This is a genomic window from Vibrio sp. TRT 17S01 (genome assembly GCF_050113695.1).
Lineage (GTDB): Bacteria > Pseudomonadota > Gammaproteobacteria > Enterobacterales > Vibrionaceae > Vibrio.
Genome location: NZ_JBNJOG010000005.1, coordinates 287,944 through 300,558, shown reverse-complemented (window position 1 = coordinate 300,558; position 12,615 = coordinate 287,944). Strand labels below are relative to the sequence as shown.

Genomic DNA, 12,615 nt, shown 5'->3' with positions numbered 1-12,615 from the left:
TTTCTGATCATGTTGTGGGTTAACCTTGTTGCTTTTGTTTCGCTTTGCAAACCGCAGCAGTGAACACCACATCTGTCGAGCTATTGAGCGCAGTTTCTGCTGAATCTTGGACCACACCAATAATAAAACCAACCGCAACAACCTGCATTGCCACTTCATTTGGAATACCAAACAGGCCACACGCCAGTGGGATCAATAATAATGAACCACCGGCCACACCTGATGCACCACACGCTGATACTGCTGCAACAATACTCAGTAGAAGAGCCGTAAGCAGATCAACTTCAATTCCCATAGTGTGAACCGCAGCTAACGTTAGAACAGTGATGGTAATTGCAGCACCAGCCATATTGATCGTTGCGCCAAGTGGAATAGAAACAGAATAAGTATCTTCATCCAGCTTTAGTTTTTCACAAAGTGCCATATTGACGGGGATGTTTGCTGCACTTGAACGCGTGAAGAAGGCAGTAACGCCACTTTCTTTCAAACATTTAAACACTAGTGGGTATGGGTTTTCGCCTGTTTTCACCAAAACGATGATTGGGTTAACGACGAGAGCAATAAACGCCATTGCACTAAGTAGTACAAACAGAAGGTGAGCATAGCCTGCAAGAGCTTCGAAGCCGGTCGTTGCTAGCGTTGAAGAAACCAGACCGAAAATACCAAATGGTGCGAGACGAATGATGAAGCGAACGATTTGAGAGACGCCATGGCTGAGATCTTCAAATACTGCTTTTGTTGTGCCGGAGGCATGGTGTAGTGCAAGACCAAGTCCAACAGCCCAAGCAAGAATACCAATGTAGTTTGCACTCATCAGTGCGTTTACTGGGTTATCAACCAGTTTAAACAATAGAGTATTCAGTACTTCACCAATACCTTGCGGTGGCGTTGCACCCTCTGCACCGGCAACAAGCGTTAATGTGGTTGGAAAAAGGAAACTCAGTACAACTGCGGTAAGTGCAGCGGTAAATGTACCAAAAAGGTAGAGAACCACAATGGGACGCATGTAAGTGTGTTGGTTTTTCTTTTGGTTTGCGATGGAGGCTGCAACCAAGATAAAAACAAGGATTGGCGCGACGGCTTTTAGTGCACCTACAAATAAGCTTCCTAATAACCCGACGCTTTGAGCGGATTCTGGTGAAATCGTCGCTAATGCCACACCGAGAATAATACCGGCGAGGATCTGCAGTACCAGATTTCCACGTGCAAAACGGGCAAAAATAGAGTTGTGTTGCATAGTAATACCTGCAATGAATAGATTTATAAATTTATAGTAACTACAGTTATTTTTAACTGAGACCGCTAATACTATCGTGTTGAAATATTGTGTCTAGAATTAATTTAAAATTGGCGGAATAGTTTGAGTATTTGTTAATTGTGTGGCTTTTGTGTTGTTTGTGGCGTGATCTATGTAATAAAAAAGGGGCGAGTGCCCCTTTAGTGTTTTATATCAGTAACTAACATATTCTGATTAGTGGTTGTGCTTATGTTTCATACCACTCATGACTTTTTTTACGGGAGCGTTGAAGGTGAACTTTTGGCCGTTAGCAAATGTCAGTTGTACGTCGATATCATCACCTTCTACGAGCGGTTTTTTTAAATCAAACAACATGATATGTAGACTGCCAGGTTTTAGTTCGACTTTCCCTTTTGCCGGGATAGTGATTTTGTCGACTTGACGCATTTTCATCACATCACCTTCTTTGATAACGTCATGCAGTTCGACTTTTCCAGCAGCATCGGTGGTGGCTGAAACAATGTATCGGTCTTCTTGGCCACGGTTCATCAGCTCAGTGAAGACGGCACTGGTTTGTGCGCTTGGTGGCATCGCACGTGCGTAGGCGCCATGTGCCATAAAGTCCATTTTTGCATGTGCAAGTGGGCTAAGAGCAAGTGTTGCAAGCAATAGCGTTTTAAGCTTCATTATTATTTTCCTTTTGAAGTAATTGTTGTAATGGCTTCGACCAAAGGCGCTGGTGTTAAGGTATGAGGAACTTTGGTTATTAGGCTGCCATCAGGCTTTAAGAAATAAAAATATGAGCTGTGGTCTAATGTGTACTTTAGCTCTGAATTCTCTAATTCAGTTTTACGGAAAATAACGCCATAACGATGAGCAAGCGGCGTCGTAACAGTGAGTGGTGCCGATAAGCCTTCGATCATTGGATGAAAGTATTGAGCGTACTTATTTGCATCGTTAGGGGCATCGCGTTCAGGGTCTAATGATATGAACACCGGACGAAGCTGGCTTTTTGTCTGTTCGTCTATTTGATTGAGCGCACCAGCTAGCATTGCAAGTGATGTCGGGCAGACGTCAGGGCAGCGAGTAAAACCAAAATAGACAATACGAATCCGCGGATCTTGTACGTCAAATAACTCGACGGGAGCCCCTTCTTTACCAAATAATACTGAAGAACTTTCCGTTTGTTCGGAGGCCTTTTGGACGGACTTTTCGGCATCTAGATAAGCTTTTAAGCCAAAACCTAATGCAAATGCGACAACTAAAATCAGAGACCAGTTTTTGCTCATCGTTCCATCCTTACGGCAGTATTGATTGTTGTTGCTCCATCGCTGATATGGCCGATCCAAGTCATAGCATCGGTCGTACAGACAGGCAGTAGGATTTCACCAGAAAAAGTATTATTACCTGTTGGTGTGAGTAAGAATTTGGCTTGACCCATATCCATTTCCATCCCTTCAAGTTGAAGTTCCAAAAAGTCTTTTTGAGAGTCTGGCCATTCAACACTGACCTTCGCAGGCATCAGAGGCTGGGCGACATCTCGATCTAAAGCGAGCTTTATTTGACCCTTCTGGCAGCCTTGAGTTGATAGTATACAGTACTGGTCTAGATCAATAGTTCGATTGGAAGCAGACAGCCAATTTGTAATGTCGCTAATGAAGAAGCCCGCTCCAAGCATGAGGCCAATGGCGATGATTTTTACAACGGAATGCATGTGATAAATCACTCACTATATTGTTTGAGACGGGATGGTAGCACAGTGAATTTGCTTGTTTGTGACCGCAGAATAAATCTGTGGTTAGTATCAAATAACACCGGTGACTAACGGTTGGAATTGGCGATATAGCTTTGTTTATGTATCCCATAAATCGCATGGTTGAGGATTTGTCCGTTTATATTTTCAGCATGAGTAATAATCCCTTCTAAGCTCATTCCTACACGCGTAGCAAGGTTGCGACTTGGGGTGTTATTTTCTGCAGCGGCTAGTTGGACTTTTTCCATTTGGAGCTCATTGAATGCGATATCAATGAGTTTAGAAACCACTTGTGTCATGATTCCTTTCCCTTGGTGGTGGCACGAAAGCCAATAACCAACCTCAACCATTTTCCGTGAATGATCGATTCGATTGAAGCTGCAATTTCCAACAATTTCTCCTTTATAGAGGATGCTGCAGGTCATAGATGTACCGTCTGCATAGTCATGCAACATTTTTTGTGCGAACTCACGAAAGTGTTGCTCTGTGTGACAGTGTTTCGGCCAAGCAAGCCATTGTGCAAGATACGCTGTTTGAGTGGTTACTAAGGCTGCATACTGCTTTGCAAAAGCAGGTTGAATGAGAGCAAGGGATAAGTCTTTATTAATGCGTTTAGTAAACATATCGATTCCTTGATAATTATAAGAATAAAGTACACTTTTTGTGCATTATCTAAGGCGTAAATGCATAACTCAATGTATTACAAACATTTTCCTGTGGCACGAATTAATTGCAGTAGCATGTTATCAAAATCACAAATTGTCATAATTCTCATAGAAAAGTTATGGGTTTTGTTAATGGTAATGTACTAATATATTTGAAAAATATAATAAATAATATGCAACTAGGTTGGTTTTAATGAGTGAATGTTTGAATGATGTAGGTGTAGACTTGCATCAAGTATTGATAGGTATCGCTAAAGCACTGGACTCTGTTGGACTGGATGAGATTAACCATGGTCACCGTGTTGGTTATATGGCGTATTGCTGCGCGAAAAGGATGGGCTGGTCTGAAGAAATTTCTCAAGTCGCACTTGCCGTAGGATTAATTCATGATTGTGGCGTGAGCCAGCAAAGTGAAAGAAGTGAGCTTTTAACGCATTTGATCAGCAGTGATAGCCATCTGCATTGTTTACGCGGGTATGAGCGCCTTATTGAGTGTAAACCATTACAAAGTTTGGCTTTGCCTGTGTTCCATCATCATACATGGTGGCAAGAACTGAGAGAGATGTCTGCGGTATCTGAACAAAACAAACAATTGGCAGCGCTCGTTTTTGTCGCCGACAGAGTTGATTACCTCTACGCTCGAATGGAGCCCGATAACTACGGCAATATCACTCCCACAGCAAAGCAAGCCATCATTCAAGAACTCACTCAAAATACCCATACCTTATTTGAACCCAATACGGTTCAACATATGTGTGAGCTGGTCGATAACGATGAATTTTGGTTTGCGATGAAGCGTGAATATATTGAGGTGATGATTTCTCAGCTTGCACCCTTTCCTTTCTTTGATGCTCACCTTACATTGGAAGACACAATACAACTTGCGGAACTGTCTGCCAAAATCATTGATGCTAAGAGCTCCTTTACGTTTGATCATTCTTTTCATGTGGCAAGGCTATCTGAGTACCTTGGGTACAAGATGGGATACTCTGAGACGATGCAAAGAATGCTATACCTTGCTGGGCTTGTACATGATATTGGCAAGCTAGACACCCCAGTGAGTATTTTACATAAGTCGTCTGAGTTAACTGATGCGGAGTATGCCTGTATTAAACGGCATTCAACCGACACTCGCTATGCACTGCAAGCGATGCTCAAGTCCGAACAAATCATTGAGTGGGCGTCTAATCACCACGGAAGGTTAGATGGCTCTGGTTATCCTGCTGGTAAACATGCATCTCAGTTGGATAAACCGAGTCGGATTATTGCCGTTGCCGATGTTTTCCAAGCGCTGACTCAATCTCGACCTTATCGTCATGGTTTAGATCTGAATGAAGTTCTGAATTTGGTGTATGAGCTAGTTGAAGATAATAAGTTAGATCGAGAGGTCTATGAGTGTATTGCAAGCAATGCTGCAGCGTGTTATCGCATCTCGACAGGAGAAGAACCGATACAGCAAAGTGCATAAAGAAAAGGGCAGTTAACCCTTTTCTATTTTATCTTATTGTTGGTTGATAAAAGCTTTAAAACGAGCTTTTGTCTTTTCGTCTGCTTTTTCATACCAGAAATGCAGCATTTCTTCTGCTGTATCTGCTTTGGCCATTTCGGCTTTTTGAATCTTTGCAGGTAAGGTGACAGGATGAACCGTAGCAAATGATTTACTCCAAGCTGCTGGTCCCCCTTTTTGATTGTAGAGGTTGACCTCTGTGCGATAATCGCGACCGATTTGCATTCCTTTTTTAACTAGCTTGTCTTGCTTTACATCTAAACTTTGGCCTGATGTGTCAAGCATCGACCATTCAAAGTTTTTGATTTCGCTTTCAGCTTGTCGTTCATTTCGGTATTTCGGGAGTTGGAAAGTAAGGGCTTGATCACTGGCATTAAAGGTAGCGATGATTGGGTCGCTTTCTACAATGACGCGATCATTTCCTTTGTCAAAAAATGTACGGTAGCGAAACAAAATCTGACTTTCTCCATTTGGCAAGGTCAAGCTCTTCTCTGACGCAAAGAAACCACCTTCCAATTCGGGTTTCTGTTCGTTCGCGGCCAATAATTCAATATTATCAGTCACCTTTAAAGTGACATCAGCGTGAGCAATCCCTGATACGCTTAAGACGAGAGCAGCAAGCAACATTTTTTTCATGATCGGGTTCCAGTAGTAGGCAGAAAGTAAAAGACTGCCTAGGTATGAAACGCAATTCAATACTATTTTGTGAGAGTTATGAAAAAATCATATTAACAATCCCAAAATATCGATAGTTTGGGGTTACTGATCTATATCAGTAAAAAGTTATTTTTCGATAAATAATAGTTATTATGCGCCAAAGATAACAAAATACATGTTAATTCATATTTGCTCAACATGGATTAACCTTCCAAAATATGAACTCCATTCAGAATTATCCTTTGCCTACAACAGGTTGTGCGATTTTTCCAGCTGCATTCATGGGTTGTGTTTTTTTTTGACTCCAAGTCAGGTTTGTAATGTAACATGGTGATAACACCCTGGATTTTTATGGGTTATCACTCGAAAAGCCCTTTAAATTTTCGTATCTAAAAAAAAGTCTTTCGAATACTGAAAGTGATGTTCTTCAACGCAGTACCGCAAGAACAGCAACAAATAAAAAAAGTGAATATTCAAGGGATGAGAGAATAGCTATGAATCGTATTACTTTGTGCGCCGCAAGTATCGCTATGGCACTGTCTGGTGCTGCGATGGCTGCACCAACTGCTCCAAGCGTTGATGTGTATGGGTCAAACAATCTTCAATTTTCGAAGATTGAATTGGCGATGGAAACTGTATCTGGTTACAACCAAATGGTTAAGTACCATGAGCAAGCAGATATCACAGTTAAGTTTAATCAGTGGAGTGGCACGACAGGTGACACTTACAAAATTTACTTTGACGGAGTTCAGGTAGCGACAGGCCCAATCACAGGTAGCCAAACTGCTGCAAACTTCAAATATGGTCAAGGTGGCTTGTACCAAATGGAAATTGAAGCGTGTGATGCGACAGGTTGTAGTAAGAGTGCACCCGTAGAAATCACAGTTGCAGATACTGATGGCTCACACCTGAAGCCACTAGTGATGAATGTTGATCCAAACAACAAGACTTACAACACTGATCCAAACACAGTAGTAGGTACTTACTTTGTTGAATGGGGTATTTACGGTCGTAAGTACACTGTTGACAATATGCCTGTCGACAACCTAACCCATATTTTGTATGGATTTATTCCAATTTGTGGTCCGAACGAGTCAGTTAAATCTGTAGGTGGCAACAGCTTTAATGCTCTACAAACTGCATGTCAAGGTGTGCCAGATTATGAAGTTGTTATCCATGATCCGTGGGCTGCTTATCAGAAGAGTTTCCCTCAGGCTGGTCATGAATACAGCTCTCCAATCAAGGGTAACTACGCAATGCTAATGGCATTGAAACAACGTAACCCAGATCTAAAAATCATTCCTTCTATCGGTGGCTGGACGCTATCTGACCCATTCTATGATTTCGTAGATAAGAAAAATCGTGACGTATTCGTTGCGTCTGTGAAGCGCTTCCTGAAGACATGGAAGTTCTATGACGGTGTGGATATTGACTGGGAATTCCCTGGTGGCGGCGGTGCTGCTCCAAACCTAGGTGACCCTGTAAATGATGGCCCGGCATACATCGCATTAATGCGTGAACTTCGTGCGATGCTTGATGAACTGCAAGCTGAAACAGGTCGTACGTACGAGCTAACTTCTGCAATTGGTGTTGGTCACGATAAGATTGAAGACGTGAATTATGGCGATGCAATCCAATACATGGATTACATCTTCGCAATGACATACGACTTCTACGGTGGTTGGAACAACGTACCTGGTCACCAAACGGCACTTTACTGTGGTACCTTCATGCGCCCTGGTCAATGTGATGGTACTGGTGTTGACGAAAATGGTGAACCGTACAAAGGCCCTGCTTACACATCTGATAACGGTATTCAATTGCTACTTGCACAAGGTGTTCCCGCGAACAAACTGGTTCTAGGTACAGCAATGTATGGTCGCGGATGGGAAGGTGTTACACCGGATACGCTCACTGATCCAAATGATCCAATGACGGGTACTGCAACAGGCAAACTGAAAGGTAGTACAACTCAAGGTGTCTGGGAAGATGGCGTTATTGACTACAAAGGCATCAAAACTTACATGCTAGGTGATGCTCACACGGGTATCAATGGCTTCGAGTATGGTTATGATGACCAAGCGAAAGCACCTTGGGTTTGGAACCGCACAACAGGTGAGTTGATCACATTTGATGATAAGTTCTCTGTTCAAGCGAAAGGTGAGTACGTTCGTTCTCTTGGTTTAGCTGGTTTGTTCTCTTGGGAAATTGATGCGGACAATGGCGACATCTTGAATGCAATGCACGAAAGTCTTGCTGGTGGTACGGTTACACCAGTGAACAAGAAGCCTGTTGCGGCAGCTGGTGCAGACCAAACAGTAACGGGGCCTGCTTCAGTCGCGCTAGATGGCAGTGCTTCTAAAGATACTGACGGAACCATTGCTAGCTACCTATGGGAGCAAGTATCAGGTTCCCCAGTTGTTCTTGCTGGTGCGAATGCAGCTCAAGCGAGTTTCGATGTTGCTGAAGTAACTCAAGTTGAAACGCTAAGCTTTAAGTTGACGGTTACAGATAATGAAGGTGCTACGGCTACGGATACAGTTGTTGTAACTGTGAATCCTAAGAATGTAACACCAGTAAATGAACCGCCAGTTGCAGTAGTAACAGCTCCTGCTACAGCGAATGCTGGTGATGTTGTTGTGGTTGATGCGTCAGCGTCGACTGATCCAAATAACGATGCACTGACATTTACATGGGATGTACCTGCTGGCTTGACTGCCACAGTCGATGGAGCAACAGTGACATTTGTTGCACCGGAGTACTCAGTAGACACTTCTTTAGCGTTTACAGTGACTGCTAGTGATGGCAAGTTAACGTCTTCAGCTTCTGCTACAGTTGTGGTTGCTAAGACTACGACAGGCAACACTTGTACTAACCTTTGGGATGCAGCTGGCGTGTACAACGGTGGTGACCAAGTAACTTGGGCTGGCAAAGTCTGGGAAGCGAAGTGGTGGACTACAGGTGAAGATCCAAGCAAGTCTGGTGAATGGGGTGTTTGGAAAGAGGTGGGTGTTGCAGATTGTGCAACTAACTAATCAGTACACTTTATGTTGATACTAAAAAGCTCTGCATTTGCAGAGCTTTTTTATTTTCTGTTTTAGTTAAGTTGATGGTGTTTTTTAATGCATGAACCAAGAAATCAAAACTAGAGCACCAAAACCAAATGTAGTGATGAGCGCCATAGTGCCACCTCCAGCAGTATAGTCATGCTCAGTTACGGCAAAAGTGGTTTCATTTTTGCGTACTTTGAGAGTCATGGCGATTGGTCCCCAAACAGCAAGAAAAACCAAAATCATCCCAGCGTAATCCAGCATGCTCACAAATTTATCAGAGAATGTGTTTGCAATCGCAAGCGGCAAAACAAAGGTGAGTGCGTAAGCGATCGCTTTGTTGTTGGTAATGGCATCTATGTTTTGGTCGAATAATGCCATAGAAACGCCAAGGAATGATGTAATCAATGCAAGAGCGGAGAAAATAGCGATCAATGTGCGTAGCGTTGATTGCTCGCTACTAAACTCAGCAATGAGCTCTGAAATGGAATTAAATTGGCTAATGGCTTCAGTGCCTAGGTTGCCGATAATTGCACATAACCAAGTAAGGTAGCAGATGAGTGGGATCACTGAGCCTAACAGTACCATATTGCGTAATTGCTTTTTTGATGCTTCTCGGTTGTATAACACCAAGGATGGGATTACGACCATAGATGCAAAACTGGTAAAAATGACCGCACTATAACGAATCACTTCATTGGTATGAAAAGCTGGGGTTTCAATCAAATAGTCCAGTTTAATATTGGAGAACAGAAAGCAGATTACGACAAATAACATGATCACCATAATGATGAACAATCCGCGATTGAGTTTATCGACGTATGTTTTGCCAGCGACAACAATAACCCCAGTTAAAAGACTGAACAAAATGTAGCTGAGTTGTGCAGAAAGATTGAGTTGGATGGAAGAGAAGAGTTTATGAAATAAGTCCCCAATACCGATCAAGTAAGCGATCATCATACAAACTAGAAGTAAGTAGAAACATGTGTTGATGAAATACTTCCCTTGCTTGCCTAACGTTGCTTCCGCAACGCTGCTCATCCCATTGTTGTCTTTCGTCTTAGAGCATACTTCCGTGAGTAATAGGGCAGAATAGGTGGTACCAACAAAGATCAGCAACATTAGTATTGTGCTGATGATAAACCCAAACTGCGCTAATACCATTGGGATTGCTAACATCCCTGCTCCCAATGCAGTTCCTGATAAAATAAGTGAACTGCCAAAGAGTTTCATATTCAAAGGAAATATCCTCGTTGTTTTTAGTTAATTGTGTGAATTTGTTCCGCAAATTGGACAAATGACAGGCAGGTTAACAAAGCATATGTAAAAAAAGAGGTCTGATATCAGGATCTTTCTCTTTCTGTCTCAGTGTTGATATTTTTATCATTCGCAGAATGACTGATTTCTGGTTAAGGATAGGTGGGTATAATAAAACCAGCCGAAGCTGGTTTTATTATTTGAGTGATGGGTTAGGGTCTGTTGATCTTTCGCGGTTAAATTTTGTTCGAATTCTATGCCTTTTAATCGCGACGCAAGGTGTGACGCCTAGCATTCTAAGCTCTGCCTTGCATAAAGAACCCACAAATTGCTGCAAAAATCATCTCGAAAGATCAACAGACCCTAGTGATTGACGGCTCGAACTTTGCCATGCTTTAGGTCATTGAGTACCTGAGCCTTTGGACCATCAGCAATAATGCAGCCTTTCTCCATCACGATAAGCCTGTCTACGACGTCTAACATCGATGTTTTGTGTGTGATGAGAATGAGTGTTTCAGAAGGTTTCATCTGCGCAAGCTGTTGCTTGATATGCATTTCTGAACGATTATCCATTGCGCTGGTTGGCTCATCTAACAATAGGACGGGTGGGCGACCTAGAATTGCACGAGCGATTGAAACTGCTTGACGCTGACCGCCGGATAATAACATTCCGCCTTCACCTACTTGGCGCTCTAGCCCTGCTGGGTCTTGTTGAGTAAAAACAGTAACACCTGCGCGATTTGCTGCGTCCATTACGTCACGGTCGTCTGCTAAAGGGCGACCTAGAGTGATGTTGTCACGGATAGTTCCATAGAATAGTTGGCTGTCTTGAGGCACACAGCCAATGTTACGGCGAATATCAATGTGGTGCAGCTGCTGAATATCGGTGTCATCTATCCTTACGTGACCTTCCGTTGGTTGGTATAAGCCCATGATAAGGCGTTCAAGCGTTGTTTTGCCTGACCCAATCCGGCCAATAATGGCCACTTTTTCACCAGGATTGATGGTCAAAGAAACATCTCGAATAGAGGCGATCGGTGAGTCTGGGTAATGGAACGTGACTTTATCGAGTTCAATTTTGCCGTGGACAATCGGTCGATGGATATAGCGTTTACCTTCTTCTTGCTCGTCTGGCATCGTCATGACTTGTTCAATGATGGTCATGGATGATTTTGCTTGGTTGTAGCGTGTAGAAAGCAGAGACAGTTGAACCATAGGCCCAATAGCACGCCCACTTAACATGGTGGCAGCAATAAGTCCCCCCATGGTTAGCTCACCTTCTGCGATTAAATACACACCTAATATGATCATGCCAACGTTTGAAGCTTGCTGAACAAAGCCCGCAGTATTCTGGATCCCATCTGTAATGCGACGACTCTTAATATTCCAATTGGCCATGTGAGCCACAGCTTCTTCCCAGCGATATTGGAACTGGCTTTGTGCACCAAAAAGCTTGACGGTTTCAAGGCCGGCAAGACTTTCAATTAGGTTCGCATACTTTTGGGAAGCGAGCCTTGAGCCTTCCTCAATGGCGTGACGAAGTGGTCCTTGAATAAGAATTGAATAGACGATGAGTATAATCACACCGACAATTGGAACAAGGACCAAATTGCCTGCCATCAACCAGATCAATAGTAAAAAGAGCAGTGCGAAAGGCAGGTCAATCAAGGAACCTATGGTTGCTGAAGTAAAGAACTCACGAATCGACTCAAATTCTTGGAGGTGTCGTGCAAAAGCGCCGACGGATGGAGGGCGGGACTCCATCCGTATACCTAAAACTTTACTAAATAGCTTGGATGAAATGAGAATGTCAGATTTCTTTCCCGCCACATCAATGAAATAACTTCGCAGCAGCTTTAGTGAAAGGTCAAAAAGGAAAATCACAAAAATACCACTCGCAAGCACCCAGAGGGTTTCGAATGCTAAGTTTGGCACCACTTTGTCATACACTAAGCGGGTAAACATGGGGGCGGCTATCGCAAATAAATTGATCAGTATGGAAGCAATCAGGACATCGCGATAAATCTTCTTCGATTGCCAGATTGTGCTCCAAAACCAATGACCCTCACGAGTCTTCAAGACTTCTGGTGAACGTTCGTCATAACGAAACTGTTTTTTGACCAGAAAGTATCGACCCAGATAAAGTTCTTCAAGTTCCTCATAAGAAATCGAGATGGGAACTAAGCCAGACGATCCGGTAACAATTTCAGCTTCACTTCGATCTTTATTGAAGCTGTTTAGTACACACGCATCTCCACTTTTTAGTAACAAAACGACAGGGAGTACGAGTTCAGAAATGTCGTTGAGTCCAGAGCGATTTTCTTTTGCAACTAAGCCTGCTCGCTCAGCTGAGCGAGGAAATAAAAATGGTGTCAGTTTGCCATCAGTGAGTGGCAAACCGTTTATCAGAGCTTCTGGTGAATTCGCTAATCCGTAGTAACGGCTAACATAAATTAACGAATTAAGCAGCGGATCTTGCATTCATTACA

At 43.0% G+C, this 12,615-nt stretch carries 10 protein-coding genes; 2 read left to right on the top strand and 8 right to left on the bottom strand.

Annotation, left to right across the window (positions count from 1 at the left end; all coding sequences use genetic code 11):
* Window positions 1-19: 19 nt before the first annotated feature.
* The 5 genes from sstT to ACQEXS_RS10805 all read right to left on the bottom strand — a co-directional run bounded on the left by sstT (window position 20) and on the right by ACQEXS_RS10805 (window position 3,613).
* Complete coding sequence (gene sstT, locus ACQEXS_RS10825; protein ID WP_427010850.1) at window positions 20-1,237, bottom strand: serine/threonine transporter SstT; 1,218 nt, start codon at window positions 1,235-1,237, stop codon at window positions 20-22.
* Between the two features lie 234 nt (window positions 1,238-1,471).
* Window positions 1,472-1,924, bottom strand: a complete 453-nt coding sequence (locus ACQEXS_RS10820; RefSeq protein ID WP_427010849.1) for a copper chaperone PCu(A)C — start codon at window positions 1,922-1,924, stop codon at window positions 1,472-1,474.
* A gap of 2 nt (window positions 1,925-1,926) precedes the next feature.
* Window positions 1,927-2,526: an SCO family protein gene (locus ACQEXS_RS10815; protein ID WP_427013824.1), complete on the bottom strand. Its 600-nt coding sequence runs from the start codon at window positions 2,524-2,526 to the stop codon at window positions 1,927-1,929.
* The gene (locus ACQEXS_RS10810) at window positions 2,523-2,951 is read right to left on the bottom strand and encodes a hypothetical protein (protein ID WP_427013823.1); all 429 of its coding nucleotides are present in this window, start codon (window positions 2,949-2,951) and stop codon (window positions 2,523-2,525) included. Before ACQEXS_RS10810 ends, ACQEXS_RS10815 begins: the two co-directional genes overlap by 4 nt.
* A 107-nt stretch (window positions 2,952-3,058) precedes the next feature.
* Window positions 3,059-3,613, bottom strand: a complete 555-nt coding sequence (locus ACQEXS_RS10805) for a GNAT family N-acetyltransferase (protein WP_427013822.1) — start codon at window positions 3,611-3,613, stop codon at window positions 3,059-3,061.
* Window positions 3,614-3,848: 235 nt separating this feature from the next.
* Here ACQEXS_RS10805 and ACQEXS_RS10800 point away from each other — a divergent pair, with 235 nt between their 5' ends.
* Window positions 3,849-5,123, top strand: coding sequence for an HD domain-containing phosphohydrolase (locus ACQEXS_RS10800; protein ID WP_427013821.1), 1,275 nt, complete (start codon window positions 3,849-3,851; stop codon window positions 5,121-5,123).
* A 33-nt stretch (window positions 5,124-5,156) separates the two neighbouring features.
* Here the strand turns inward: ACQEXS_RS10800 and ACQEXS_RS10795 are convergent, their stop codons facing one another.
* On the bottom strand, window positions 5,157-5,798 hold the full coding sequence (locus ACQEXS_RS10795) for a DUF2057 family protein (protein ID WP_427013820.1): 642 nt from the start codon (window positions 5,796-5,798) through the stop codon (window positions 5,157-5,159).
* Window positions 5,799-6,313: 515 nt separating this feature from the next.
* On the opposite strand from ACQEXS_RS10795, the gene ACQEXS_RS10790 reads away from it, so the two are divergent.
* Complete coding sequence (locus ACQEXS_RS10790) at window positions 6,314-8,854, top strand: glycosyl hydrolase family 18 protein (RefSeq protein ID WP_427013819.1); 2,541 nt, start codon at window positions 6,314-6,316, stop codon at window positions 8,852-8,854.
* Between the two features lie 84 nt (window positions 8,855-8,938).
* Here ACQEXS_RS10790 and ACQEXS_RS10785 read toward each other — a convergent pair whose 3' ends face one another.
* Both ACQEXS_RS10785 and ACQEXS_RS10780 read right to left on the bottom strand, forming a co-directional pair.
* A complete protein-coding gene (locus ACQEXS_RS10785) occupies window positions 8,939-10,102 on the bottom strand; it encodes an amino acid permease (RefSeq protein ID WP_427013850.1) in 1,164 nt (387 codons plus the stop codon).
* A 387-nt stretch (window positions 10,103-10,489) separates the two neighbouring features.
* Complete coding sequence (locus ACQEXS_RS10780; RefSeq protein WP_367990378.1) at window positions 10,490-12,607, bottom strand: type I secretion system permease/ATPase; 2,118 nt, start codon at window positions 12,605-12,607, stop codon at window positions 10,490-10,492.
* Window positions 12,608-12,615: the final 8 nt, after the last annotated feature.

Excerpts from the sequence above, each read along its gene's own strand:
- sstT (WP_427010850.1), bottom strand. The coding sequence starts at position 1,237 with ATGCAACACAACTCTATTTTTGCCCGTTTTGCACGTGGAAATCTGGTA.
- ACQEXS_RS10820 (WP_427010849.1), bottom strand. The coding sequence starts at position 1,924 with ATGAAGCTTAAAACGCTATTGCTTGCAACACTTGCTCTTAGCCCACTT.
- ACQEXS_RS10815 (WP_427013824.1), bottom strand. The coding sequence starts at position 2,526 with ATGAGCAAAAACTGGTCTCTGATTTTAGTTGTCGCATTTGCATTAGGT.
- ACQEXS_RS10810 (WP_427013823.1), bottom strand. The coding sequence starts at position 2,951 with ATGCATTCCGTTGTAAAAATCATCGCCATTGGCCTCATGCTTGGAGCG.
- ACQEXS_RS10805 (WP_427013822.1), bottom strand. The coding sequence starts at position 3,613 with ATGTTTACTAAACGCATTAATAAAGACTTATCCCTTGCTCTCATTCAA.
- ACQEXS_RS10800 (WP_427013821.1), top strand. The coding sequence starts at position 3,849 with ATGAGTGAATGTTTGAATGATGTAGGTGTAGACTTGCATCAAGTATTG.
- ACQEXS_RS10795 (WP_427013820.1), bottom strand. The coding sequence starts at position 5,798 with ATGAAAAAAATGTTGCTTGCTGCTCTCGTCTTAAGCGTATCAGGGATT.
- ACQEXS_RS10790 (WP_427013819.1), top strand. The coding sequence starts at position 6,314 with ATGAATCGTATTACTTTGTGCGCCGCAAGTATCGCTATGGCACTGTCT.
- ACQEXS_RS10785 (WP_427013850.1), bottom strand. The coding sequence starts at position 10,102 with ATGAAACTCTTTGGCAGTTCACTTATTTTATCAGGAACTGCATTGGGA.
- ACQEXS_RS10780 (WP_367990378.1), bottom strand. The coding sequence starts at position 12,607 with ATGCAAGATCCGCTGCTTAATTCGTTAATTTATGTTAGCCGTTACTAC.